Raw genomic sequence first — 25,728 nt, 5'->3', positions numbered from 1 at the left:
TTCGGGCATATGACAATGGGTGATAACACTTCGCCGTCGGGAAGGACCTGCATGCGTCTCGACTTTCGTCATCTGGAGTTGATCGTCGCGATCGGGAACACCGGCAGCCTGCGGCGGGCGGCCGCCGAATTGCACCTCACCCAGCCCGCGGTGACGACCCAGTTGAGAAGGATCGAGCAGCATCTCGGCGGCGCGCTGTTCGTGCGTGACCGCGAAGGCACGCAGCCGACGCACCTGGGCAGCCAGGTACTGCAACACGCCAAACAGGTGCTCGGCCAACTGAGTGAGCTGGAACGGACCGCGCGGCGGACGGCGACGCCGGTGCGGGTCGCGGGAGTTCCCGCGCAGCAGTACGCGTTGCTGGTCAAGTCGCTCAGGGTGTTGCTGCCCAACAAGGACGTCGTCAGCTGCACCCATCGCTCCACACGGCAACTGCTCACGTTGCTGGAGACCGGTGAGGTGGACGTGGCCGTGCTGCGGGAGTTCCCGGGTTTTCCGCTACGGCTCCCGCCGCTTGTCGGCCATCGGCTGATGCTGACCGAGCCGATCTTCGTCGGCGTGCACGAAGACCACCGGCTGGCCGCCCATGAGGACGTCGAACTGGCCGAGCTGGCGGCGGAGAGCTGGGTGATGCCCAACCCGGACGACAGCGGGATGAACGAATTCTTCGCGGCCACCTGCCGCGCGGCCGGGTTCGAGCAGCGGATCACCGACTTCACCACCGAGTCGCACGTGGCGTTCACCCTGACCGCGGCAGGCCGGGTCGTCTGCCCGCTCTATCCGATCGGCACCAACCGCGACGGCCTGGCGACGTTGCCGCTCACCGGGAACCCGTTGTCCCGCAAGCTCGTCCTGGCCTGGCGCGTGGACTGGTCCGAGGCGTCGCGAGTGGACGAAGTGTGTGCGGACATCGACGAGGGTTACCGTGAACTGGTGGCGAACGCCCCCGTGTACGCGCGGTGGTGGGCGCGCGGCGGGGCGTCTTTCGCCTTGCCGGCAAGCGAATGAGAAGGGCTGAACGGTGGCTATCCGGGGTTTGAACCACGCCGTGCTGTGGGTGCGCGACGCGGGCGTGAGCACTGGTTTCTACGTCGACGTGCTGGGGTTCCGAGTTGTGCACAACGCTGGCAAAGCCGTGTTCTTGCAGGCGCCGGACTCGGCCAATGATCACGACCTCGGCTTGTTCGAGGTCGGCGGGCAGGCGGAACTGAGCACGGCGGGCAACGGCCAGGTCGGCCTGTACCACTTGGCTTGGGAGGTGCCCACCCTCGCTGACCTGCAGGATTACGCTCAGCGTCTGGAGAGCGCCGGCGCACTGGTCGGATCGGCCGACCACGGGACGACCAAGGGCCTGTACGCCAAGGACCCGGACGGACTGGAGTTCGAAATCTGCTGGCTCGTGCCCGCCGAACTGGTCGACGACGCGGCCCGCAACCACCGCGGCGAGCTGAACCTGGATGCCGACATCGCGCGCTACGGCGCGGACACCCTCGGAGCGTGCGCCCGCGTGTAGTCATGGCTTGTTCTGAGCCCGGCCGCCGGTCGGGCTCTTTGGTGTGGGAATGACCGGGAACAATCGGGCCTTGCGCGTATGTGTTCATAGCATGCTTGTTTTGTGCAGCTTTGATCACGAGGCTGCAGCTGGCCTCAACGTCGAGGAGAAGGCATGCGCCGACTGGCTGCGCTTGTGCTCTTGGGGATGGTTCTCGCGCCCCCACCGGCCGCGACCACGGAGACCGCCGGCAATGTCACGGCGTTCAGCGGCTCCGGGAACTCGTACACGATCACCGCGGACGCCGCCAAAGTACGGGTGACCTTCGCCAGAGCCGACATCTTCCGCCTGTGGTTCGCCCCGACCGGCACCTTCACCGACCCGGCGGCGAACAAGCTGGCGATCCGCACAGACTTCGGTCCGGTGTCCACGACAACCGCCGACGCGGGCTCGTATCACCGGATCTCCACGAGCGCGTTGACACTGCGCGTCTACAAGACCCCGATGCGTTTCGAGCTGTACAAAGCGGACAACTCCACTCCGGTGTGGCGCGAGTCCGCCGGGTTGACGTGGACCGGCAGCCAGGCCTACCAGCGGCTCTCCCGGGGCACGGACGAACAGTTCTACGGCACGGGCCTGCGCTTGGGCGAATGGGCGTTGCGGGACAAGAGTGTGCCGATCGCGGTCGACAACAAGTGGCGGGAGAACAACAACGCCAGCCCGGCGCCGTTCTACCTGTCGACGGCGGGTTACGGCGTCATGCGCAACACGTGGGCCAAAGGCCAGTACGACTTCGCGTCCACAGTGTCCACCCGGCATGACGAGAACCGGTTCGACGCTTACTACTTCGTCGGGAACTCGCTGAAGGACGTACTCGGCGACTACACCGATGTCACCGGCAAACCGTTCCTCGCACCGATCTGGGGCCTGGAGATGGGCAACGCGGACTGCTGGAACGCGTCCAACCCGGACTACACAGGTGACCACAACCGGGCCCGTCACCAGGTCACACCCGATGTCGTCGGATACGCCGACGACGCACGGGCCGCTGACATGCCGTCCGGGTGGTTCCTGCCGAATGACGGATACGGGTGTGGCTACAAGGATCTGCCGAAGACGGTGTCCGATCTGGCGGCACGCGGATTCCGCACCGGACTGTGGACACAACGCAGCCTGTCCAATATCGACTGGGAAGTCGGTACCGCGGGCACCCGTGCCGTGAAGACCGATGTCGCATGGGTCGGCGGCGGATACCAAAGCTCGTTCGACGGCGTCCAGTCCGCTGTGGACGGAATCGAACGCAACTCCGACGCCCGGCGTTTCGTCTGGACAGTCGACGGATGGGCTGGGACGCAACGCAATGCGGTCGTGTGGACCGGAGACACCTACGGCACGTGGGACGACATGCGCTGGCACGTCCCCGCGATCGCGGGTGCCGGGTTCTCCGGGTTCAACTACGCCTCCGGTGACATCGACGGCATCTACTCCGGCTCGCCCAAGACCTTTGTGCGTGACCTGCAGTGGAAGGCATTCACACCGGCGTTGATGACCATGTCCGGCTGGGGTGCCACAAACCCGCAGCCGGGGTACCACGACAAGCAGCCGTGGCGGTTCGCCGAGCCGTACCTGTCCATCAACCGCAAGTACCTCAAGCTGAAGATGCGGCTGACCCCGTACTTCTACACGCTGGCGCGCACAGCCGCCGACACCGGGGTGCCGACCGTGCGCGCGATGGCGCTGGAATTCGAGAACGACCCGACCGCTCGCGGCAATGCGACGTCCGGCCAATTCATGGCAGGAAACGCTTTCCTCGTCGCACCCGTCGTCTCCGACACCACAACTCGTGACCGGATCTACCTGCCCGCCGGAAACTGGACGGACTACTGGACCGGCAAGGTATGGACAGGCCCGGGCTGGCTCGACGGATACAACGCGCCTCTCGACACAGTGCCACTGTTTGTCCGCAGTGGATCGATTGTGCCGATGTGGCCGCAGATGAACTACTTCGGTGAGAAGCCAGCCACGCCGATCTCCTACGACATTTACCCCTCCGGCACATCATCGTTCGACCTCTACGAGGATGACGGCCTGACCAGGGCCTATCAGACAGGGGCGTACGCACGGCAAAGGGTCGAGGTCTCCGCACCTTCCAGCGGAACCGGTGACGTTCGAGTCTCGGTCGGCGCCTCGACTGGCTCGTACAACGGCAAACTCGCCAGCCGTGGGTACGAACTCGACCTGCACGTAGCCTCCGCCCCCGGATCGGTCACGGCCGACGGCACGACACTGACCAAGCACACGAGCCGAGCGAGCTACGACGCAGCGACTTCCGGGTGGTTCTACGACGGCGTATTGCACACCAAGATCGCATCCAGATCGACCGGTGTCACCGTAGTCGCGACGTCGGTCGCAGTCCACGCCGGAACGCCCGTCACCGGCTCGCCATCGATCCCCAAGACGGCCTGGAAAGCAACGGCCGACAGCGAAGAAACCGCCTCGGAGAACGGATCGGCCGATACGAGATCTACGTCTCCACCGACGGCTCTGGCTGGGGGTCCGCGGTCGCCTCCGGGGAATGGGCCGACACGTCGGACGTCAAACGGGCGTCCTTCACCGCGAAACCCGGACGGTACCTGAAACTCCGAGCATTGTCCGAGGCCGAGGACAGCGGCCCGTGGACGTCCGCAGCCGAGATCAACGCGACCGGCGCGGCCCGATGAGATGATCCCAGCCACCGAAGAATCCCGATAGGCAAACGCTGTACTGTACGATACAGACGTGACGGAAGATGTAACGGATGCGACACGCAACCCGGCGTTGGTCGAGCTGAGGGCGCGTATCCGGGCCGGATGGGACGACTTCTCCCCTGCCGTGCGGGGGGTGTGCCGGTCGTTGTCCGCGATCACTCCGGAGCGACTGCTCTACATGTCCGCTCAGGAGCTCGGAGCCGAGGCGAAGACCAGCAACGCCACGGTGATCCGCACTCTGCAGGGGCTTGGGTACTCCGGCCTCGCCGAGCTCAAGGGAATGGTCGCCGCACCGTTCACCAGTCACATCCCGCCGGAGGAGCGGGCGCGGCAGCGGGTCGAGTCGACCGGTGGCGACCTGGAGAAGGTCTGGAACAGCGTGGTCACCGAGTCGCTCGACCGGATCGAGCTGCTGCGGAGCAAGGTGTCCGCCGGGTCCTACGAGCTTGCCGTGCGGTTGTTGGTCGAGGCGCGGCGAATCTGGACTTACGGGTGGGGTGCGTCCTATGTGGCCGCTGAGCATCTGGCGTTGAAACTGCGGCGGATGGATCGGCATGCGCGATCCATCCAGACCACCGGTTTCCGGCTCGCCGATGACCTCATCGACATCGAGTCCGGTGAGGTCGTCCTGGTGTTCGTGCCCGGCAGGCTGCCGACCGAGGTCGAGGTGCTGATCGAGCGGGCCCGCACGGTCGGCGCGAAATGCATCCTGGTCAGCGACGAGCTGGTCGATGAGATCGGCGACGACGTCACGGTCGCGTTGTACGCGCCGAATACACCGACAGGCATGACTGCGGAGCCGTTGACCGCGATCGTGCTCGCAGACGCTCTTGCGCAGGCGGTGGCGGCCAGTGATCGTGAGCGCACCGTCGAAGCGTCGCATCAGCTGACCGCCCTGCGTGAGCAGCTCGGTTTCCGGGCCAAGTCGTCCAAACAGAACAGTCACTGACGGTCGTGCGCCGACAGGTGCTCGAAGGTCTGACCGGTCGCGGTGATCGTCCTGGTCACCTGAAGGCCGCCGTAGATCCAGAAGATGCGCATCAGTGAGTCGCCGCGGTTGACAAAGCGGTGCGGGACACCGGCGGGTACCCATGTGTTGACGCCAGCATCCACATCGAACTCGTCCTCGCCGATCGTGACCGTGGCCTCGCCTTCGAGCACGAGCACGCATTCGTCCACGTTGTGTGAATGCAGTGGTATGCCTGTGCCGGGCGCGAAGCTGGTCACACCGGTGGTGACGGAAGACTGTGTGGAGTTCCACTTGCCGACCATGGGCAGCGTCACGATGCCCTCACCCCGGTCGAACGGCTCCACTTCGGACGGCCGGATCAGCAGGCTCGGTGCTTGCGGGGTCTGTCCCACGGAAACTGTTTCCCTTCCTCAATGATCACGCCAACGCTCCGATCACCGCTGTGGTCACCGACTTGGTACCGGAAGTTGCTGTCCCATCCGAATTCAACTGCACTGACCCGCTGCGAAGCGCCTGCCGTACCGCGCCGCGGATACGGTCGCCGGTCGGCTGTTCGCCGAGATAGTCGACCATCATCGCGGTCGCGAGGATCTGACTGAGTGGGTTCGCCTTGTCCTGCCCCGCGATGCTCGGCGCGCTGCCGTGGATGGGCTCGAAGTACGCCTGCGAGGTGCCGATGTTGCCGCCAGGGCATAGCGCCACTCCCCCGACTGTGCCGCCACCAAGGTCGCTGAGGATGTCACCGAACATGCTCTCGGTGACGATCACGTCGAAGTGCAGTGGCGACATCACCAAGGCCTGTGCCGCAGCGTCCACATAGATGCATTCGGCTTCGATGTCCGGGTATTCGGCAGCCACTTCGAGGAAGACGCTGCGGAAGAAGTACATGCTGCGCAACACGTTCGCTTTGTCCACACAGGTCACTCGACGTACGCCGTCCTCCGGCGCACCCTGCCGCTTGGCCGCTAGTTCGAAGGCGTACCGCACGATGCGCTCACATCCCGCCCGCGTTACCAACAAGGTGTCCGCCACTGCCTGGGAATTGCCGACGCCCTTTCCGCGCGAGGCGTACAAGCCTTCGGTGTTCTCCCGGACGATCACATAGTCGATCCCTCCCTCAACGCGCAGCGCCGACCGCACTCCGGGCAACAGCGTGATCGGCCGGACGTTGGCGTACAGGTCCAGACCGTTACGCAGTACGCCCCCGAGCAATCCGGCCTCGGTGCCGTCCGGCAGTCGCACGTCAGGGAGCCCGACCGGGCCTTTGAGGGTCGCGTCGGCCTGCCGGATCACCTCCAGTCCGGCCGCGGACATGGCAGTCCCCTGCTCCAGGTACGCCCCGGCGCCGCCTTGCACCTCGATCAGCTCGACCGGGAAATCCACCGCGGCGTCGAGCACGGCCAACGCGGACTCCACGAGTTCAGGGCCGATGCCATCGCCCCTGATGAACGCGACACGGTAGGACAACGGGCGCTACCTTCCGATGAGTGAGCCGAAGAACCTCTGCACGGCAGGCAGCACGGCCGATCCACTGTGCCCGGCGCCGTCGACCACGTCGAAGATCACCTTGATACCGTTCGACTCGAAGTTGCGCCGCAGGGTGTCCAGCCGTTCGACGCGGGTGCGACCGGTCTTCTCGCAGCCGTTCATCCAGTTCGACTCGCCCGGGTTGTTGATCTCGAACGTGTCGGTGTCCTCGCTGCCGACCACCATGTGCACCGGCACGCGCCGCACCGCGTCAAGATCGATGGACCGCCCGAACCGCTCCTGGAAACCCTTGGTGCCCAACCACCACGGCAGCGAGTCGTCGAGTAGGGTGATCCGGCCGGGCGCGCCGATCGACGCCGCGGCCAGCCGTTGCGGGTGCAGGAACAGGAACCGGTGGGTGAACTGGCCCCCGCCGGAGAAGCCGTGCAGGTAGAACCGGTCGGCGGCGACCGGATACCGGGCGGCGACCTCGTCGATGATCGCCAGCAGCATCAGATCGAAGCGAATGCCGCGGTACTCGATGAACTTGAAGTTGTGCACGTCGTCCGGATCGATCAGCCCGGCGGGGAACAGCGGCGCGAGAACCACGACCTTGTGTTCCTCGGCGAAGTCGCGCATCGCCGTGCGGTATTTCTGGGCAGTCCTGCCGGTGCCGTGCTGGATCACCACGAGCGGCGCAGGCAAGTCCGGCAACTCGCGCGGGACGTGCAGGCAGTAGTGCAGCCTCTGGTCCACTTGGGACGCGAAGAGCGGCGTGGAACCGTGCGTGTAGAGCATGCTGGTCATGTCAGCCTCCTACTCGCTCATGCTCGCCTGCGAACGCGGCGCGTAGTTCGGCGACTCGTTCAGGCTGCCAGTCCGGCCCGGGGGCCGAGGACAGCAGCATCTCGGTGTAAGGGTGTTGTGGTCTGCGCAGGACGTCGGCAGTTTCGCCCTGCTCGACGGCCTTGCCCAAGTACATCACGAGGATGGTGTCGGTGACTTCGCCGACGACCGCGAGGTCGTGCGAGACGAAGATCAGGCTGACACCGGTTGTCACCCGGATCTCGTTCAACAAGGCCAGGATCTGCGCCTGCACGGACACGTCGAGCGCCGATGTGGCTTCGTCGAGGACAAGTACCGACGGGTTCACCGCGAGTGCCTTGGCGATCGCGACCCGCTGCCGTTGCCCGCCGCTGAGCTGGTGTGGCCGGGAGTCCAGCAGCCGTGACGCCAGTCCCACGCGGTCCATCAGATCACCGGCCGTCGACTCGCCGGTGTGATGTCTGCGCAGGCAATCACGCAGGGCAGCACCCACGGTCAATCGCCGGTCCAGTGATCCGTACGGGTCCTGGAACACCATCTGGACTTCCTTGGCTCGGCGCAGTCGAGCAGCGCGGCCGCGTTCCCGCCATGCCCGAACCCGGCCTTCGATCTCGATCGTGCCCGCGTCCGGCCGAGTCAGTCCGACGAGCATGCGTGCGAGCGTGCTCTTGCCTGACCCGGACTCGCCGACCAGGCCGATGGCTTTTCCCTTGCCCAGGGCGAAGCTCACATTGTCCACCGCGACAATTCCCTTGGAATGCCGTGTCGCACCAAAAGCTTTGACCAATCCGGACGCACTGATGACGGCACTCATGATGGTATCTCCGTGGTGTCGCGTTCCGGCAGCAGCGCAACCGCTTCCGCCAGTGCTTTGGTGTACGGATGGGCCGGGTTGACGAAGATCGCGCCACTTTTCTGGTGGTCCACAATGGAACCTTCCTTCATCACGTAAACCCGGTCGCAGTACGCGGCCGCCAAGTGCAAGTCGTGGGTGATGAACAAGACGCCCATCTCTCGCTCGCGCTGCAGCCTGCGCAGCAACGCAAGGACCTCGGCCTGGGTCGTCACGTCGAGCGCCGAGGTGGCCTCGTCGGCCAAGAGAAGTCTCGGGGTGATGCTCAACGCGGCCGCGATCACCACGCGTTGCAGCATTCCGCCCGACAGCTGGTGTGGGTAACACCGCAACAAGCGCTCGGTGTCCTTCAGCCCCACCTCGACGAACAGCTCGGTGATCCGCCTTCGGGCCTCCGCCTTGTTCATCCCATGCACTTGTACCAGCCGTTCGGCAGCCGAGTCGCCGATCCGCCGCACTGGGTTGAGCACTGAGCGAGGCTCCTGGAAGATCATCGCGGCCATGGTCCGCCGGACTTCACGAACCAGCATGGGATCTGTCGCGTCATGGCCGCAAACCGTGACAGCGCCGGACATCTGCGCGCCATCGGGCACGAGCCGCAACGCGGCCCGTGCAGTGGTCGACTTGCCCGACCCGGACTCGCCGACCAGTCCGACCGTCTCACCTTCGGCGACCTCGATCGAAACACCGCGCAGGATCTGGTGGTCGCTGACGGACAAGTTCAGGTCCTCAATGGACAGCAGCATGCGTTACGTCCTCACCGCGAGCTTGTCCGACAGCCTGACCCCGACGACGTTGGTCGCCACCACGACGATCGCGATGGCCAGTCCAGGGATCAGCGCAGGCCCGACGAATCCCTGGATCACGCCGGAGCGTCCCTCCTGGACCATCAGTCCCCACTCCGAACTGGGTGGTTGCGCGCCGAAGCCGAGGAAGTTCAGTGCCGCCAGGCTGAGCAGCCCTTCCCCGAAGAGCACCACCAGATAGCCAAGCAACGTGGGCATCAGATTCGGCAGCACATATCGGGTGCACAGCTGAATCGGGCCCACGCCCTGCAACCGGTAGGTGTCCACGTAAGGCCGCGACAACTCCTCCAACGCGACAGCCCTGGTGAACTTGGCGATCACGGGCGCGAACGCCAGTCCCATGCCGATCACCGCGGTCGCCGGGCCACGGTCGAACACCGCGATCACCAGCACCACGAACAGCAGGCCAGGAAACGCGAACATGACGTCGGTCAACCGGGCCAGCACGGTGTCGACCCAGCCACGGCGCCACGCGGCGACAATGCCGATGAGCACACCAGTTGCCGTGGCGAAGGCCAGCAACGCGATAGCCCCGAGCAGGCTGGGCCTGGCGCCGTGGATCACCCGTGACAGCAGGTCTCGGCCGAGTTGGTCAGTGCCGAACCAGTGCTCGGCGGTCGGCTGTTGGTACAGCGCTGAGAAATCCGTGGCCGACGGGTCGTACGGTGCCGCCCAGTCGGCAAAGACCGCCACGGCGACCGCGACACCCAGAATGCCGAGGCAGATGTAGAACACCCAGGGCTTGGTCTTCCGGCTGGGCGTGACGGGCTGAATGATCACGATCGGTCACTCCTCGCCAGCGAGCGGGGGTCCAGCAGCGGATAGGCCAGGTCGACCAGGATCGTGACGACCATGTAGCCGATCACCATGTAGAGCAGGATCGCCTGCACCACCGGGAAATCGTGGGTGTTGATCGCCTCGACCAGCAGGCCGCCGAGGCCGTTGAGGCCGAACACGCTCTCGATCACCACGGTTCCGGCCAGCATTCCGGCCACCACGAGACCGCACATGGTCACCACTGGGCCCAGCGAGTTGCGAAGCACGTGGCGCAGCACGATCTGGCGGGTGCTCAGGCCGTAACTGCGGGCCGCTTCGACGTGGTCGAGGCTTTGCTGCTCGACCATGGTCTGCCTGGTGACCCGGCTGATCAGCGCGATCGACCCGAGGGCGAGCGAGATCGCGGGCAGCGTCAAGTGGTACAGCCGATCGGCGAAGCCCTCGCCGTCGCCCGCCACCGGGAACCAGCGCAGCTGCACCGCGAATATCGCGACGAGCACCAAGCCGATCACGAAGTTGGGCACCGAGTTGATGAACGTGGTGAAGCCGGTGACCGCCGAGTCGACCACGGTTCCCCTGCGCAGCGCGGAAAGCACGCCGAGCCCGACGCCGATCAGGATGAACAGCACCGATGCCATCGCCACCAACGTGAGCGTCATCGGCAGTCGCGACGACAGCAGGTCGGACACCGGCTGCTGGTAGAACATCGAAGTGCCGAGGTCGCCGCGCAGTACGCCCGTGGCCCAGAGGGCGTACTGCGCCAGGAAGGGCTGGTCGAGGTGGTATTCGGCACGCACTGCGGCGATTCTGTCCGGTGTGAGGTTCTCGGGGTTGCCGATCAGGAACGTCACCGGGTCGCCCGGTGCGGCATACATGCCCGCGAAGATCACGAACGAACTGATGACCAGGGTGAGCACCAGGCCACCGAACCGCCGCAGGAGCACCGTGACCATCTACGCCCCCTTCGCCCCGAGATCGGCGGCCCACGGGTAGTACCGGTAGCAGCCCGAGGCCGGCACGCCGGTCACCTTGCTGCCCAAGACCACTGTGGACGGGCTCTGCACGACCGAGATCCACGGCATCGCGTCGGCCCAGCGGTTGGCGAGCTCGATCGAGAGCTTGGCTCGTTCGGAGTTGTCCAGCGCCGCACGGGCCTTGCCGACCAGCTCGTCGTACCGCGGGTCCTTCAGTACCCATTGGACGGTCGATTTGGACGATCCGTTCTTGTAGAACCCGACGGGGTCGTTCTTGGAGATGAAGTAGTCGTCGGTGAACAGGTCGGCCTGCGCGCGGACGTCCTTGCTGCTGTAGTAGTCGGTGTACTGCTGGGTCGGGATCTGCGTGATGCTCGCTTCCAGCCCGATCTTCTTGGCTGCGTCGACCAACGCGTTCGCGATCACGTTGCGCCCGGTCGTCGTGTCGCTGGCGACGACGATCGGTTTCTTGTCCGGCACCTCGGCCACGAGCTTCTTCGCCGCCTCGATGTCCTGTTCGGACGGAGTGGCCGGTGAGCCGCCCAGCTTGTCGTACGCGTCCTGGAACGTCTTCGCCTCGTAACCCCATGCGCCAGGGCCGACCGGTTCCTTCGCCGGCGCCCCGAAACCGGCGAGCGCGGCCTGGGAGACGCCCTCACGGTTGATCGCGAGCGACAAGGCCTTACGCAGCCGGACATCAGTGAGAGCACCGCGTTCGGTGACCATCAAGCTCCAGACGCGGGTGTCCGGACCTTGGCTGACGGTCGTGGTACCGCCGGTCGCCAGCCGGGTCGCCGAGGAGATGTTCTCCAGGTATGTCCCGTCACCCGCACCCGTGACCAGGGAGTTCACCAGTGCGTCGTCGTCGGCCCAGCGGAAGGTGATCTTGCTGGTCTTCGCCGCCCGATTGGTGTCCCAGTACTTGTCGAACTTGGTCAGCACAATGTTCTGGCCGGAGTTCCATGCCTGCAGACTGAACGGCCCTGAGCACGCGTCCTTGCCGCGCGGCGTGCCGTAGGCGTCGCCCTGCGACTCCACTGCCTTGCGCTCCAGCACAACACCGCCGTCCCCTGCCATGGCTTGCAAGAAGACCGCGTCGGGTTGCTTGAGTGTGACCGTCACTTGGTTTTCCGCGGTCTTCGCGATCGACGTCACGCCGGTGAACTCGTCCGACTCGTTGGCACCGTCGGCTGCGTGCCGCTGCAGGCTCCACACGACGTCGTCGGTGGTCAGTGTCGCTCCACTGTGGAACGTCACGCCGGAGCGAATGGTGAAGGTCAGTGTGTTCGGGCCTGTCCACTCGTACTTCTCGGCAAGTCCGGGCTTGATCGTCAGGTCGGGCTGCAGCTGGACGAGCCGTTCGCAGACGTTCGACATGATCAGGTCGCTGTTGGCACCGGCACCGTCGTTGTCCAGGTCCAGCGTGGACGGTTCCTTGGCCATGAACCAGGTCGCCTGGGCCAGCGGGCCTGCCGCGGGCGGCGTCGAGTCGACCAGTCTGACGTTCTGCTTGGCTTCCGATGGCGAGGCCGGCGGGTTGCCACACGCGGCGAGCAGAGCCACGGCGGCGCAAGGCAAAGCGATGAGCCGGCGTGGTAAACCATGTCCGGGCATGACGTTTCCTACTCGTAGAGGTTGAAAGGCATGAGCTCGTAGGAGTGCTCGCACGGCGTGCCGGGTGCGACGTAGTACTCGCCCGTGGTCAGGTCGACACAGCTGGAGACCAGTGTGGACCACTGGATGACCGCGGGCATCCGCGCGTCGGGGTGCTCGCACAGCGAATCAGGGAATCCGAGGTGGTCGGACATGGCGATGTGCACGGCGGATCGGACGTCCTCGGACTTCTCCGCGTTGGCCGCGGCCGCGAGTCCCTGCCGGGCGCGGGGCACGCGCAGCAGCGAGTCCGGGGACATCGGCCGATGGGTCGCCGCGAGTTGCGGAGGAACGAATGCCTGGTAATGGTTTCCGTGCACGAGCAGACCGTCGGACGGGTATTCCCAGCCGATCGGGCCGGGGGTCGTCTCCAGGTCGATGGAGTATCCCTCGCGATGGGTGAGCAAAGCGTTGCTCGCGATGTGCGCCTTGGTGTTGACCAGCACCCGCAGCGCGTCGGAGATGGTCGGTGAGTCGAGCACCAGCCTGCGGATCACCGTCTGCGGCACGCCGACCGACTCGTCGAACCGGCCGCCGAGCCCGTTGGCGTTGAGCGCGAGGCCTTCGGAGTTGGCGCCGTGCCTGCCGATCTGACCGGCTTCCACCTGCATGACCACGGTCGGCTTCGGCGGCTGGACGATCCGCACGATCACGACCGTGCCGCGGGTTTCGTGCCGCCAATCCCAGTTCTGGCCGCAGTACACGTGTCCGTCACCCGCTGCCGGGCCGGTCAGCGAGAACGACGTACAACCGTCCACTTCCTCCGGGGCGGCGCTGCGGCCGAAGCCGCGGTCGTAGACGATCTCGCCCCGGCAGTTGAGGGTGACGATCTCGGTGAGGGAAACTCCCGCACCGCTGGCGATTCCGGTCATCTCGTCGAAGAGCTCGGGGAACTCGTCGGCGATCAGCCGCTGCCATGGGCGGGCGCGCTCCAGCACCTCGTGCCACGGCAATCCGCTTTGGTGCTCGAAGGCGCGTGCGTAGTAGTCGATGGCCTCGGCGATCTCCTCGGCCGCGGCCTGCCCGTACTGCGTGCCGCGATCCAGCGCTGACGTTCCGGAAATCTCGATCGTCCTGAGACTGGCCATCGGTGGGGACGCCCCTGTTCGTATGGATGGTTACAGGTGAACCGTCTTCGGTAGTTGCGACTACAGGACCGTAACCTACGCTACAGAGCTAGCTCAAGATGTAACGACTGAACCACGATATCCGGACCGTTACAGCGACCGTCCGTAACGGCTCATCGTCAACCGGAGGATGCCGCCGGCGCGGTAGACCTCCCGCTCCCTGGCGGTGTCGAGCCGGACGACCACGTCGAACTCGCGCTCGTCCGCGTGGACGGTGATCGTTTCATCCATAGTGGACACGCCGCGGATCGAGATCACCTCACGCCCGGTCAAACCCAGCGACCTGGCGTTTTCGCCGGGGCGGTACTGCAGCGGCAGTACGCCCATGCCGATCAGGTTCGACCGGTGGATCCGCTCGAACGACTCGGCCAGCACGGCCCGGACGCCCAGCAGAGCGGTTGCTTTCGCGGCCCAGTCCCGTGACGAGCCGGTGCCGTACTGTGCGCCGCCGAGAATGACGAGGGGCACTCCTGCATCTCGGTAAGCCATGGCGGCTTCGTAGATCCCGGGCAGCTGGACGTTCCCGAACGCGCCTCGGACCATCACTTCGTGGTTACCGCGCCGCGAGGCGTACGTGTTGAAGGCAAACCGCTTCACACCGCGCTCCGCGAGGTATCGACCGGCCGGGGAGCCGGGCGGGATCGCTCCCGCGGGCGAGATGTGGTCGGTGGTGACGGAGTCGCCGAGCACCGCCAGCACCCTGGCGCATTTGATGTCTTGCGGGCCAATGGGTTCGTCGAAGAAGGGCGGGCGACGCAGGTATGTGCTCTGTGGATCCCAGTCGTACCGATCGTTGCCGGGATTTCCGAGGTTCTCCCATCGGGTGTCGCCGGTGAAGATGTCCCGGTAAGCTTCCTCGAACATGTCCGGGGTGATCACTTCCATGACGGCGGTGACTTCATCCTGTGAAGGCCATATGTCACTGAGGAAAACCGGTGTCCCCTCAGGACTGTGCCCGAGCGGGTCGCGCGTGAGGTCCGTCGCCATCGTTCCTGTCAAGGCGTAAGCGATGACCAACGGCGGAGAAGCCAGGTAATTCATCCGGATGTCCGGATTGATCCGCCCGGCGAAGTTCCTGTTGCCTGACAGCACTGCGACCACCGCGCTTCCCTTGGAGCGCACAGCATTCTGTAGCTCATCGACCAGCGGGCCGGACGCTCCGATGCACGTCATGCAGCCGTATCCGGTGAGGTGGAACCCCAGCTTCTCCAAGCTCGGCGTCAGGCCCGCGGTGTCCAGGTAGTCAGTCACCACTCGCGAGCCGGGCGACAGCGTCGTTTTGACCCATGGTTTGCTCGTCAGGCCACGCAGAACGGCGTTGCGCGCCAGCAAGCCGGCCATGATCATCACTGACGGGTTCGAGGTGTTCGTGCACGACGTGATCGCCGCGATGCCGACGACACCGCTGTTCCCGACCGCCGCATCCGCCAACGCGATCCTGTCCTGCGGCCTGTTCGGCCCGGCCAGCGATGGTTGCACGGTGCCCAGGTCGAGCTCGACCGTCTCGGTGTAGTCCGCGGTGTCCTCCGGCCGGTGCCACAACCCCTGTTCTTTGGCGTATGCCTCAACGAGTGCGACCTGCTCTTCGGACCGGCCGGTGAACCGGAGGTACCGGATCGTCTCGTCGTCGATCGGGAAGTACGCGCACGTCGAGCCGAACTCCGGGCTCATGTTCGCGATCGTCGCGCGGTCCGGCACAGAGAGTCTGCGCACGCCCTCGCCGTGGAATTCCACGAACTTGCCCACCACACCGTGCTCGCGGAGCAGCTCGGTGATCGTGAGCACGAGGTCGGTCGCCGTGGCGCCGCTTGTTAATGCGCCGGTGAGGCGGAATCCGACCACCGGCGGCAGCAACATGGTGACGGCTTCACCCAGCATGGCTGCTTCCGCGTCGATGCCACCGATCCCCCATCCCAACACCCCGATTCCGTTCACCATCGTGGTGTGCGAGTCGGTGCCGAGACACAGATCCGGGAACGCCCAGCCGCCGTCGGTCATCACCACTCGCGCGAGGTGCTCGAGGTTGACCTGGTGCATGATCCCCTTGCCAGGCGGGACAACGGCGAAGCGGTCCAACGAAGCCTGGGCCCAGCGCAGGAACCGGTAGCGCTCGGCGTTGCGCTCGTACTCGATTTCGACGTTGCGCTCGAACGCGGTCGGCGTCCCGAACTCCTCGGCGATCACCGAATGGTCGACCACCAGCTCGACCGGAATCTTCGGGTTCACCGCGTCCGGGTGCTCGACAGCGTCGCGCATCGCGGCGATGTCGGTCAGCAGGGGCACACCGTTGGTGTCGTGCAGGAAGATCCGGGACGGGTGGATGTCCACCGCGGTGGCGAACGAGCGCTCGCTCCCCCAGTCCAGTACGGCGTCGATCTGTTCGCGCGGTACGTCGTTGCGCAGCAGGTTCTCGAGCAGGATGCGGATCGTGTAGGGCATTCGTGGCGATATAAGGCTGCTGATCGGAGTGACCTGGTAATTCACGGCAGCTCCTCAAGGTCTTGCCGTCAGGTTATAAGATGTACCAGTGGAGACCTACGCGACCAAGAGCGACTTCGCGTACGCCCTGGTCCGCACCAAGATCCTGACGAGCGAGTACGCCCCCGGCACCGTGCTCAACCAGGCGACGCTCGCCCGCGACCTGGGCATCAGCACCACTCCCCTGCGCGAGGCGCTGCGCAGGCTCAAATCCGAGGGGTTCGTCGAACTGGACGCCCATCGCGATGCCCGCGTAACTGATCTGTCCGCCGAAGAGGCACGCGACCTGCTGGAGATGCGGCGAGCGCTGGATCCACTGGCCACCTCATTGGCCGCCGAACGCCGTTCCAAATCCGACATCGCCACGATGCGCGCGGCGTTCGCCCAACTCAAGCCCCTGCCCGATCACCCGGACATCACCGACCTGGTGGCGCACCGCGAGTTCCACCGCGCCATCTACACCGCTTCACACAACGACCTGCTCATCACGACCCTTGAGGGGCTCTGGGACAAAGCCGACCGATACCGGATCGTCGGCCTACGGCAGAAACGCGACCAACCTGAGCGCGACGAGACAGCAGCGGAGCACCGCGCCATGTTGGAAGCGGTCATCGCGGGCGACAGCGAACTCGCCGCGAAGGTGATGCGCGAGCACATCCGAAGCAGCCTCGGCAGCAAGGCACTGTCCACTTTGGCGGATGGCAGTGCCGACGACTGACGTGGCGTTGTTCGGCGACAGCATGCTCGCCCGGTTCACCAAGCCGCACATCCAGCATCTGGAGCGGGAACTCGGGCCGCCTTCGACCGTGTACAACTGCGCCGCGGGCGGCTGGGACAGCTCGGACGGAGCTGCCCGGGCAGCGAAGCTCGGCGCGGTGGAGTGGTCGGTCGTTGTTCTTTCGTTCGGCGCCAACGACTGCGCGCCATGGAAGCACGTGCCGATCGACCAGTTCACGGCGAACATCGAGACGGTGATCTCGGCTTTCGGCCATGCCCGCGTGGTGGCGTTCCTGCCGCCCCGGATCCAGGAGGTGTTCAGACCTGGCCTTGGCATGCGCAGGAACCGTGATCTCGACGTCTACCGGAACGCTCTGCGAGCAGCCGTAGGTCCACAGTGTTGCCTCGAACCTGGTTCGGTCGAACTTGAAGGCGACGGCCTGCACCTCACACCGGAAAGCTACACAGCGTTGATTCCCGCACTCGCGAAGCTCATTTCAAGTAGTCCGCCAGATCGGGGCACCCGCTACCGGGAATCCGGCCCCGCCGAAGGCTGACACCACCTTCGGACCGCGTCACCACCGCCGCCAGCAGGACGGACAGGCTGGCGGCAAGGCCACGACGCCATCGCTTGCCGTCCGTAACCCACCTCCACGCCGCCGAATGCTGTCGCCGGGTTTTGTTTGTCCACCGGCAGCCGGGCTTGCTGGACAAACCGGGGCGTGCGGTGATTTCCGGGCTCAGTGAAAGCAAAGGAGGTCGATGATGCGTTCCTTCAGATCGTTACTCACCGCCGGTGCGATGGCCGTCGCCGCCACCGGTTCGATGCTGGCGGTCGCGACACCCGCGGCAGCCGCCACATGCACCAACAACGGGCCGTTCAGCTTCAAACGGGAGGTCATGGAGACCTACAGCACGATCTACGCGTACCGCGGAGCGAACTGCCCCGGAAACTACATCTCGTTCGGCCGGACGACCCTGATCGACGGGGGCAACATCAGGATGTACGCCTACGACCGGGCGTGCGACAACACCGGTCTGACCGTGAAGACCGCCAGCGGGCTGTCGCTGGCATCCACTGGGTGCGGCACCACGGCTCAACGCACGGTCAGCCGCTCGTCGACCGGCAGCTACTTCTACGTCTCCGTTGGCGGCTACCTCTCCGCCACGAACCCGATCCCGGCCTAAACCTCGCGTACACCTGACACGCCGGGTAAGAATAGAACGCGTTCTACTTCCGGCGTGTGGAGGTGCGTGGATGGACGTCCCGACGGTCACCGAACTGCTGCTGGCCCGCGCCGAGGACCATCGCCAAGGCCTGAAGTTCGAGGACGAAACGTATTCCTGGGCTGAGCATGTCCAGGCGTCTGCGTGCTACGCGGGCACGCTCAAGGCGGCGTTGCGTTGGGACGTCCCACCTCACGTCGGCATTCTGGCCGACAACGTGCCCACCTTCTCGTTCCTGCTCGGCGCCTGCGCGTTCTCCGGTGCGGTGCTGGTGGGGTTGAACCCCACTCGGCGAGGTGAGGCGCTCGCCCGCGACGTCCGGCTCGCGGACTGCCAGTTCGTCCTCGCCGAGCCGAAGTACCGGCCGCTGCTGGACGGCCTCGATGTGGACGTCCGCGACCTGGACTCCCTGCACAAGGGCGCGCCGCTCGATCCGGTCGCGGCCACCTCGGAAGACCTGCTGATGCTGATCTTCACCTCCGGGACCAGCGGCGACCCGAAGGCGGTGCGCTGCACGCACGGCAAGGTCGCCTTCCCTGGCCGGATGCTCGCCGAGCGGTTCAGGCTGTCGGCGAACGACACGGTCTACGTCTCCATGCCGATGTTCCACTCCAACGCCATCATGGCGGGCTGGGCGGTCGGGCTTGCCGCAGGTGCGAACATCGCCCTGCGACGCAGGTTCTCCGCGTCCGGCTTCCTGCCCGACGTGCGTAAGTTCGGCGTGACCTACGCCAATTACGTGGGCAAGCCACTGTCCTATGTGGTCGCGACGCCGCCACAGCCGGACGACGCGGACAACCCGCTGCGGCTGGTCTACGGCAACGAAGGCGCCAGCGCCGACCTGACAACGTTCGCGGAACGCTTCGGCTGCAAGGTCATCGACGCGTTCGGGTCGACCGAAGGCGGAGTGGGTTTCTCCCGCACCGACGACACCCCAGCCGGTTCACTCGGCAAGCCCACGCCGGACGTGGCCATTCTGCATCCCGAAACCGGCAGGCCGTGCCCACCTGCCGAGTTCGATCCGGAAGGCCGCCTGGTCAACGCCGAGGAAGCGATCGGCGAACTGGTCAACACCGCGGGCGCGGGCTGGTTCGCCGGGTACTACCGCGATCCCGGGGCTGACGCGGACCGGCTGCGCGACGGCAAGTACCACACCGGAGATCTCGCCTACGCCGACGCGCAGGGCTTCTGCTACTTCGTGGGACGCCTTGGCGACTGGCTCCGTGTCGACGGGGAGAACCTGGGCACCGCTCCGATCGAGCGGATCCTGTTGCGGCACCCGGCGATCAGCGAGGTCGCGGTCTACGCCGTGCCCGATCCGGTCACCGGGGACCAGGTGATGGCGGCGATCGTCACTGACACGCTCGAGCCCGCCGAGTTCGGCCGTTTCCTGGCCGGACAGCCCGATCTGGGCCCCAAGCAGGTACCCAAGTACGTCCGGCTGGTCCGCGAACTGCCGCGCACCGCGACGTTCAAGGTCATCAAACGGCAACTGTCCGCCGAGGGCCTCGACTGCCCCGACGTGATCTGGGCGCGTACCGGGCACGACATCACATACACAAGGAACATTCCCGCGTAGCCGGATGCAGGTTCCTGAAAGGACTTTAGACAGAACGGCCGTATCCGGCACGCTCGCGTGGCCCGTACACTGCTAACCGCTTCGGTAAAGGAAAAACCAACCATCCCTGCAAGGTTGTCACTACCGAACGGAGAATCGATGGCCTGCGATATAGGCAGACGGACTTTCGTACTGGGGGTTGTCGCCGCGGCCTCGGCGATCGGCACTGCGGCCACTGCCCAGCCGATATTGACCAAAGCCGCCGGCGTGGCCGAACTCGGCCAGTCAGCCAAAGCGTTATGCCTGCTCGGCGCCAGTTGGGTACTGGTCGACGAAGACGGCACCACCCATCCGACGACCGGGCTCGAGGGTGCCAACGTCCTGGACGTCGCCGCTGATGCCCGTGGCGTCCTGGCAGTGGGTTCACGCCCGGCGCCGCCGTTCACGGAAGCCACGGTCTGGCAGTCCGCTGATGGCGCGGCCTGGCACGAAGTAATGCGCCTCACCGGCACGAACACCGAATTCACCGGCGTCGGGTTCGGCCCGGGTACGGCGATGGCCCTGGGCTCCGGGCTCACCGAGGAACGTGCCCCCATGCGAACCATCGCCGCACGCCGGTTACCGAGCGGATGGACCGAGATCCCGGTCACCGGGCTGGAACAGACCGCCGAACACGCGATAACCACCTTGTCCGGCAACCGATCCGGATGGGTCGCCGCGGCGATCACCCAGGACGGCACGACGCTGTACCGCTCCCCCGACGGCTCGGCGTGGAGCACGGTCGATCGAGGTCAGCTGGAAGACACGGCCGTGCAAGGAATCCTGTTGGAAGGCAACGGCGGCATCCGGTGGGTGGCCAACGCGATCGGCGGGTCCGCGGCGATCACAGGCACGGTCGGCGCAGGCCGTCAACCGGTCGCTGTGCCGGAGAACGCGCACGTCGTGGGCGCGGTGTGGACCAGGCGCGGTCCGCTGTCCTACTGGCTTGTCGATGGCCGCCTCGTGACGGCAGGGATCTGAGCGATGATCACTTTCAGCAACATCGACGGCACCCCCGTCTACTACTGGCGATCGAACCGGCCGAACACGACGCCCCGCAACTGGCAGTGCACACAGGAGTTCTACGACCGCCTGGTGCTGTGGATCCGCGATCTGCGGTCACTGTCCAGCGCCTACGGCAGCGTCTCCTATGTCGTGTCTGCCGGGTTCTACGTGAACAAGCCCGGCGAGCACGGTGCGGGCACGGCCGCGGACATCGACCACATCCAGTGGAGCAGCGGGACTGTCTGCACGCCACTCGACCGGCACCACGCGTCCACGAATGTCGCGCTGCGCAGGCGTTATCTGGCGCTCGACGCCGTCACTCGCCGCAGGTTCCGATACGTGTTGGACGGCTGGTACAACGCGGATCACGCCGATCACATCCACGCCGACTTCGGCGGTCTGCCGATCCGGCTGGTCACCGGTTCCCAGAGCGACACGAAGTTCATTCAGGCGGCGTGCAACAACTTCCGCAACTCCGGTCTCGCGGTCGACGGCGCCTGGGGTCCGTTGACGCAGTCGGCGTACAACTCGATGAAGTCCGCACTGGGCGTGTCCGGGGATCCGACCAGCGCGGCGACGGCGTATCAGCAGATGTTGACCGGGATCGCCCAGCACGGGTTCGCCAACACGCCGATCTAGCCTGTTGCACTTGAAGGGCGGGCAACGAGCCCACGTTCCCGCCCTTCAAGCGACTCACTCGACGAGCTTGCCGACCGTCGAGACTTCCTTCATCAGCGCGGCGATCTCGGCAGGCACCGGCGGGATCTTCTCCCGTTCGACCCGGCCAGGACCGGACCACACGAGGTTCACCTGCAACTCCGGATCGACATCGGGATAGTCCGAACGGTTGTGGCAACCCCTCGTCTCCCGGCGTTCGAGCGCAGCCTCCAAAGTGGCCCGAGCGGCGAGTGCCGACGCCTTCAGGTCGAAGGCGTGCGCCACATCCTGGAACCCAGCCAGGTCCGGGTGCACACCGACGTTGGTGATCCGCTCCTCGATCGCATCGAGTTCGGCCAGCCCTTCGCGCAGGCCCGTCTCGTCCCGGACGACTCCGGCGTGCGCGGTCATGGTGTTGCGCAGTGCCCGTTGCAGCGCGCGGACGTTCTCGGGGCCGTCCGCGGCAACCAGTTCGTCCACCTCCGCGCGGGCTTCCGCGAGCGCGGTCCGCGATCGGCGCTGAGCGGTCAGCTCCGTTGAGTACTGGGCCGCCGTCTCGCCGACAATCCTGCCGTAGACGAGAAGTTCGATCAGGGAGTTGCCGCCGAGCCGGTTCGCGCCGTGCAGTCCGCTGGACGCCTCACCGATCGCGTACAGGCCGTCAACCCCGGTCGAGTGGTCCTCCGGCCGTACCCAGACACCGCCCATCGAGTAGTGCGCGGTCGGAGCGACTTCCATTGGCTCACGGGTGATATCGCGCATCTGCAACTCGAGCAGTGTCTGGTAGACCCGCGGCAGCCGCTGCATGATCGTCTCGCGCGGTAGGTGAGACACGTCCAGCCACACACCGCCATCGGGCGTTCCGCGCCCTTCTTTGATCTCGGTGTACGCGGCCAGCGCGACTCTGTCACGTGTGGACAGTTCCATACGCGCCGGGTCGTAGTGGGCCATGAACCGTTCACCCAAAGCATTACGCAGGATGCCGCCTTCACCGCGGGCCGCCTCGGATACGAGCGTCCCAGCGGCGTTTTCCGGTGCGATCAGGCCGGACGGGTGGAACTGCACGAGCTCAGGGTCCCGAATGCGGCCCCCTGCGAGCACAGCCAGCCGGAACGAGTCACCGGTGTTCTCGTCACGCCGTGAGGACGTGCGCCGCCAGATCCGGGTGTGCCCGCCGGCGGCGAGAATCACCACGTCGGCGTGGAACACGTACCGCGTGCCGTTTTCCAGGTCGAACCCATACGCACCGAAGACGACATTGTCACGCACCAGAATCCGGGTGATGTAACAGGTATCGTGCACAGGTATGCCCAGCTGGCCGACCCGGTTGACGAGCGTCCGCTGGATTTCCAGTCCGGTGTAGTCACCGGCGAACGACGTGCGCCGATAGGTGTGTGCACCGAAGAAACGCTGCGAGATCCGGCCGTCGGCCTCGCGCGCGAAGGGCATCCCCCAACGTTCCAGGTCCGCGATACCGCGCGGGCCGTTCTCGGCCACGATCCGCACTGTGTCTGGGTTCGCGAGCAGATAGCTCTCTTTGATGGTGTCGGCGGCGTGCTGTTGCCACGTGTCCGCCGAATCCATTGTGGCCAGTGCGGCGTTGATCCCGCCCGCGGCCAGCGTGGTGTGCGCGTCGGCTTTCGGCCGCTTGCCGACCACACGAACATCCACGCCACGCTCAGCCAGTTCGATGGCGGCTCGCAGACCGGCACCGCCGCTGCCGATCACCAGGACCGAGGTCGCGATCTGGTGTTCGGTCATCGCCGCACCTGCGCGTCGTGCGCGAGCCAGTCAGCCGGGCCATCGATGACAACGATCTTCATGGAGCTGTCCCTCCGTCCGCGCGCCCCGACCTACTGGGGCCACTCACTGACTAGGACAAGACAGCAGGCCGATTTGTGACATCGCGAAGCCTGAAGCTACGGCGAGACCTCGATCCGGACGTCGATCGTGGCGTCCGGATCAAGGATGTAGTGCTCCGTGACGGTCGCGCGGTACAGGCGGAGACGTGCATCACCGGTGACGTTGTCGATGCTGTACTCCTTGAGGCCACTACGCACGGATACCCCGGAGTACACCCTCAGTGCCGGCTCCAGGTCACTCTCGGGCACCTGGACGGCAGTGCCCGTCATGTAGACCGCTTGTCCCTCGAGGGGTCGCGCGGTCGAGTCGTAGACGACGATCGACAGCTCTGGGCGTACCGCCAGGTTCTTGGAATGGCGCGCGGTTGGTGAGGACAGCCAGTAGAGCTCGCGGTAGTTCTCCGTCGCGAACCACACCGGTGAGGCCCACGGCATTCCGGACTCGTCCGCCGTGGCCAGCGTCATGAACGAATTCGCGTCCAGTACCGCGCGTGCGATCTCATCCCCCGTCATGACGCGCACCTTACTCGGACATTGACCGAACTTCCTAGGAAGTCAGGACGTCCAGTAGCGCGTTCTTCATGGGCGCGCGGCTTCCGGTCACCAGGGTGAAAAGTGCTTCCCGGACAAGGCGTTCGCCGTGGCTGCCAGAGATAACCGAAGCTGCGCCCTCGGCGACGAAGACCGCTCCGGCCGCGCGGTAGGCGAGGTTTGCGGCAGCGGCACGAGCGGCGAACATCGCCTGCGGGTCGGCCAGTGCCGCGTCCAAAGTAGACCGGACCTCGATGGCTTGGGCGTCGATGGACTCGGCCATCTCGGTGCGGCCGTGTGCTTCGAGGATGCGGGCGCACCGGGTGGCCAGGCCGGTTGGCATCGCGCCGCTCAACCGGGAGCCCAAGTGCTGCACTCCCAGGAACTGTTCGGCCGGGACTTCCGAGATGATCCGGGCGTCCGGCACGAACACCTTGTCGAACGTCAACCGTACGGTCGCCGTCGCGTCCAATGCCACCAGGTCGTACCGGGTCGCCGGGATGTTCTTCGCATCCACCAACGCACTGACGACTGTCTCCCCCGCGTTTCCGGTGATCTGCAGGACGTCGACGATTCCCCAGCCGCTCACGAAAGGCGCGTCGCCGTCGAAGATCCAGCCGCCGTCAGTCCGGGAAGCACGCAGACGAGGCGGGTCGGCCAATGCGCCTGCGGACGCGACACCACTGGTTTGCCTGCCCGCGACCAGGTCGGCGTAATACTGCGACCGCAGAGACTCGTTGGTGGTGTTGGCAAGGCCGATGACCGCCACGTGATGCTGGAGCCAGGTGAAGGTCGTCGCCAGGCAGCCTCCCGCCAGCGTCTCGATCACCGCCACGATCGTCTCGAAGTCCAGCCCGGCGTCGGGCGCGGCGATGCCGTAGAAGCCTTCACGAGCCAGCACACGGAAATGGCTCGGCGGAATTGCCCCGCGGGCGTCGACTTCCGCGGCATCCGGCAGGAACACTGTCTCGGCTATCCACTGTGCGCGCTCGACAAGGTCCGTCACCTGGCCAGCATATCGACTACGCCGGGCGGACCCCGCCGTCGGAGTTGATCACCTGGCCGGTGATCCACGCGGCGTCGTCGCTGACCAGGAACGCGATCAGGCGCGCGGCGTCGTCCGGCTTCCCCCACCGGCCCTGCGGGAAGTGCTGACGGGTCGATTCGAGGAACTCCGGCGAGGCCCAGCCGGTGTCCACCGGGCCGGGGTTCACGGTGTTGAGCGTGATCTGCTGGTCGGCGAGGTGGTCGGCCAAGGTCCGGCTGATCGACGCGAGCGCGCCCTTTGCCGCGGCGTACGCGACTTCGTTCCGCATCGGGCCGAGGTCCTGGCCGGACGTCATGAAGACGACGCGTCCGCCCGGGCGGCCGTCGTGCTGCGCGGCGAAAGCCTGCGTGAGCAGGATGGTCGACCGCGTGTTGACGGCGTAGTGCTTGTCGAGCATGGCCGCGTCCAGCGTGCCGAGCGGTCCATCGGTTCCGCTGAGCGCGTGGTTGCACACGAGAATGTCGACGTGGCCGTACGCGGCGACTGCGGCGTCCATCAACCGCTGCGGCCCCGCAGGATCCGCGAGGTCGACCGAAGCGTTGGGCGCATCGGTCAGCGGCAGTGACGAGTCGGCACCCCACGACTGTTCAGCGTCGTGGGGCGCGTAGTGATGTACGAACAAGTCAGCGCCTAGTGAGGCAAGTCGTTGAGCAATGGCGTAACCAATACCCGCACGACGACTGACACCGGTCACCAAAGCCACGCGCCCCCTGAGCATGATCCATAGGTTACCGTTCCGCCAAAGTCACCCCGCCGGAGCTCCACAGCGACGGCGAAACCTCCGTCAGCAAGACTCGGATGCTCTCGTCACGCACGCCAAGGCTGTCCCGGACGGCGTTGTGCACGGCTTGCAGGCATGCCCGCAGCGTCTCCGGATCGCGGCCCTCGGCAACGGAAATCTGTACGAGCGGCAAG

Annotated in this window: 25 protein-coding genes and 1 pseudogene; 11 read left to right on the top strand and 15 right to left on the bottom strand. The window is 65.8% G+C overall.

Annotation, left to right across the window (positions count from 1 at the left end):
- Nucleotides 1–51: 51 nt before the first annotated feature.
- From B9C43_RS30085 to B9C43_RS30070, 5 genes and pseudogenes are all read left to right on the top strand, one after another.
- Entirely contained in the window at nucleotides 52–1,008 is a 957-nt protein-coding gene (locus B9C43_RS30085) for a LysR family transcriptional regulator (protein WP_160096776.1), read from the top strand.
- Nucleotides 1,009–1,021: 13 nt separating this feature from the next.
- Complete coding sequence (locus B9C43_RS30080) at nucleotides 1,022–1,513, top strand: VOC family protein (RefSeq protein ID WP_084430281.1); 492 nt, start codon at nucleotides 1,022–1,024, stop codon at nucleotides 1,511–1,513.
- A 153-nt stretch (nucleotides 1,514–1,666) separates the two neighbouring features.
- Nucleotides 1,667–3,727 (top strand): annotated as a pseudogene (locus B9C43_RS30075) (glycoside hydrolase family 31 protein); the annotation flags it as partial.
- Nucleotides 3,728–3,825: 98 nt separating this feature from the next.
- On the top strand, nucleotides 3,826–4,212 hold the full coding sequence (locus B9C43_RS60190) for a discoidin domain-containing protein (protein WP_407657130.1): 387 nt from the start codon (nucleotides 3,826–3,828) through the stop codon (nucleotides 4,210–4,212).
- Between the two features lie 58 nt (nucleotides 4,213–4,270).
- A complete protein-coding gene (locus B9C43_RS30070) occupies nucleotides 4,271–5,188 on the top strand; it encodes a MurR/RpiR family transcriptional regulator (protein ID WP_084430280.1) in 918 nt (305 codons plus the stop codon).
- Here the strand turns inward: B9C43_RS30070 and B9C43_RS30065 are convergent.
- From B9C43_RS30065 to B9C43_RS30020, 10 genes are all read right to left on the bottom strand, one after another.
- Entirely contained in the window at nucleotides 5,182–5,601 is a 420-nt protein-coding gene (locus tag B9C43_RS30065; protein ID WP_033391244.1) for a cupin domain-containing protein, read from the bottom strand. The genes B9C43_RS30070 and B9C43_RS30065 overlap by 7 nt on opposite strands.
- Before the next feature lie 25 nt (nucleotides 5,602–5,626).
- Nucleotides 5,627–6,676 (bottom strand): isocitrate/isopropylmalate dehydrogenase family protein, encoded by a 1,050-nt coding sequence (locus B9C43_RS30060; RefSeq protein WP_084430279.1) that lies wholly within the window; start codon nucleotides 6,674–6,676, stop codon nucleotides 5,627–5,629.
- 6 nt (nucleotides 6,677–6,682) lie between these two features.
- Nucleotides 6,683–7,483 carry an alpha/beta hydrolase family protein gene (locus tag B9C43_RS30055; protein WP_084430278.1) on the bottom strand — a complete coding sequence of 267 codons (801 nt, stop codon included), beginning with the start codon at nucleotides 7,481–7,483 and terminating at the stop codon, nucleotides 6,683–6,685.
- Nucleotide 7,484: 1 nt separating this feature from the next.
- Nucleotides 7,485–8,315, bottom strand: a complete 831-nt coding sequence (locus B9C43_RS30050) for an ABC transporter ATP-binding protein (protein WP_084430277.1) — start codon at nucleotides 8,313–8,315, stop codon at nucleotides 7,485–7,487.
- Nucleotides 8,312–9,100, bottom strand: coding sequence for an ABC transporter ATP-binding protein (locus B9C43_RS30045; RefSeq protein ID WP_084430276.1), 789 nt, complete (start codon nucleotides 9,098–9,100; stop codon nucleotides 8,312–8,314). The genes B9C43_RS30050 and B9C43_RS30045 overlap by 4 nt, the downstream gene beginning before the upstream one ends.
- A gap of 3 nt (nucleotides 9,101–9,103) precedes the next feature.
- Nucleotides 9,104–9,940, bottom strand: a complete 837-nt coding sequence (locus B9C43_RS30040; RefSeq protein ID WP_200825739.1) for an ABC transporter permease — start codon at nucleotides 9,938–9,940, stop codon at nucleotides 9,104–9,106.
- Nucleotides 9,937–10,890, bottom strand: a complete 954-nt coding sequence (locus B9C43_RS30035; RefSeq protein ID WP_084430274.1) for an ABC transporter permease — start codon at nucleotides 10,888–10,890, stop codon at nucleotides 9,937–9,939. The genes B9C43_RS30040 and B9C43_RS30035 overlap by 4 nt, the downstream gene beginning before the upstream one ends.
- Nucleotides 10,891–12,525: an ABC transporter substrate-binding protein gene (locus B9C43_RS30030; protein WP_084430273.1), complete on the bottom strand. Its 1,635-nt coding sequence runs from the start codon at nucleotides 12,523–12,525 to the stop codon at nucleotides 10,891–10,893.
- 8 nt (nucleotides 12,526–12,533) lie between these two features.
- Entirely contained in the window at nucleotides 12,534–13,652 is a 1,119-nt protein-coding gene (locus tag B9C43_RS30025) for a C45 family autoproteolytic acyltransferase/hydrolase (protein WP_084430272.1), read from the bottom strand.
- Nucleotides 13,653–13,781: 129 nt separating this feature from the next.
- Nucleotides 13,782–16,130 (bottom strand): aconitate hydratase, encoded by a 2,349-nt coding sequence (locus B9C43_RS30020; protein WP_084430271.1) that lies wholly within the window; start codon nucleotides 16,128–16,130, stop codon nucleotides 13,782–13,784.
- A gap of 88 nt (nucleotides 16,131–16,218) precedes the next feature.
- Between B9C43_RS30020 and B9C43_RS30015 the strand changes: the two genes are divergently transcribed.
- The 6 genes from B9C43_RS30015 (at nucleotide 16,219) to B9C43_RS29990 (ending at nucleotide 21,354) form a co-directional block, all read left to right on the top strand.
- The gene (locus B9C43_RS30015; RefSeq protein WP_084430270.1) at nucleotides 16,219–16,887 is read left to right on the top strand and encodes a GntR family transcriptional regulator; all 669 of its coding nucleotides are present in this window, start codon (nucleotides 16,219–16,221) and stop codon (nucleotides 16,885–16,887) included.
- A complete protein-coding gene (locus B9C43_RS30010; protein ID WP_143446681.1) occupies nucleotides 16,868–17,443 on the top strand; it encodes an SGNH/GDSL hydrolase family protein in 576 nt (191 codons plus the stop codon). The genes B9C43_RS30015 and B9C43_RS30010 overlap by 20 nt, the downstream gene beginning before the upstream one ends.
- Nucleotides 17,444–17,651: 208 nt before the next feature.
- Nucleotides 17,652–18,074: a hypothetical protein gene (locus B9C43_RS30005; protein ID WP_143446680.1), complete on the top strand. Its 423-nt coding sequence runs from the start codon at nucleotides 17,652–17,654 to the stop codon at nucleotides 18,072–18,074.
- 70 nt (nucleotides 18,075–18,144) lie between these two features.
- Nucleotides 18,145–19,692 (top strand): long-chain-fatty-acid--CoA ligase, encoded by a 1,548-nt coding sequence (locus B9C43_RS30000; RefSeq protein WP_084430267.1) that lies wholly within the window; start codon nucleotides 18,145–18,147, stop codon nucleotides 19,690–19,692.
- A 138-nt stretch (nucleotides 19,693–19,830) separates the two neighbouring features.
- Nucleotides 19,831–20,691, top strand: coding sequence for a hypothetical protein (locus B9C43_RS29995; protein WP_084430266.1), 861 nt, complete (start codon nucleotides 19,831–19,833; stop codon nucleotides 20,689–20,691).
- Between the two features lie 3 nt (nucleotides 20,692–20,694).
- Complete coding sequence (locus B9C43_RS29990; RefSeq protein WP_084430265.1) at nucleotides 20,695–21,354, top strand: extensin family protein; 660 nt, start codon at nucleotides 20,695–20,697, stop codon at nucleotides 21,352–21,354.
- Nucleotides 21,355–21,408: 54 nt separating this feature from the next.
- Here the strand turns inward: B9C43_RS29990 and B9C43_RS29985 are convergent, their stop codons facing one another.
- The 5 genes from B9C43_RS29985 to B9C43_RS29965 all read right to left on the bottom strand — a co-directional run bounded on the left by B9C43_RS29985 (nucleotide 21,409) and on the right by B9C43_RS29965 (nucleotide 25,727).
- A complete protein-coding gene (locus tag B9C43_RS29985) occupies nucleotides 21,409–23,133 on the bottom strand; it encodes an L-aspartate oxidase (RefSeq protein ID WP_084430264.1) in 1,725 nt (574 codons plus the stop codon).
- A gap of 158 nt (nucleotides 23,134–23,291) precedes the next feature.
- Nucleotides 23,292–23,747: a pyridoxamine 5'-phosphate oxidase family protein gene (locus B9C43_RS29980; protein WP_084430263.1), complete on the bottom strand. Its 456-nt coding sequence runs from the start codon at nucleotides 23,745–23,747 to the stop codon at nucleotides 23,292–23,294.
- Between the two features lie 34 nt (nucleotides 23,748–23,781).
- Nucleotides 23,782–24,771 carry an acyl-CoA dehydrogenase family protein gene (locus B9C43_RS29975; protein ID WP_084430262.1) on the bottom strand — a complete coding sequence of 330 codons (990 nt, stop codon included), beginning with the start codon at nucleotides 24,769–24,771 and terminating at the stop codon, nucleotides 23,782–23,784.
- A 16-nt stretch (nucleotides 24,772–24,787) separates the two neighbouring features.
- Nucleotides 24,788–25,531 (bottom strand): SDR family oxidoreductase, encoded by a 744-nt coding sequence (locus tag B9C43_RS29970; RefSeq protein ID WP_084430261.1) that lies wholly within the window; start codon nucleotides 25,529–25,531, stop codon nucleotides 24,788–24,790.
- 10 nt (nucleotides 25,532–25,541) lie between these two features.
- Entirely contained in the window at nucleotides 25,542–25,727 is a 186-nt protein-coding gene (locus B9C43_RS29965) for a tautomerase family protein (protein WP_033391223.1), read from the bottom strand.
- Nucleotide 25,728 lies beyond the last annotated feature (1 nt).

It is taken from the genome of Kibdelosporangium aridum, from assembly GCF_900176515.1.
Lineage (GTDB): Bacteria > Actinomycetota > Actinomycetes > Mycobacteriales > Pseudonocardiaceae > Kibdelosporangium > Kibdelosporangium aridum.
This window is presented reverse-complemented; position numbering and strand designations above follow the sequence as displayed.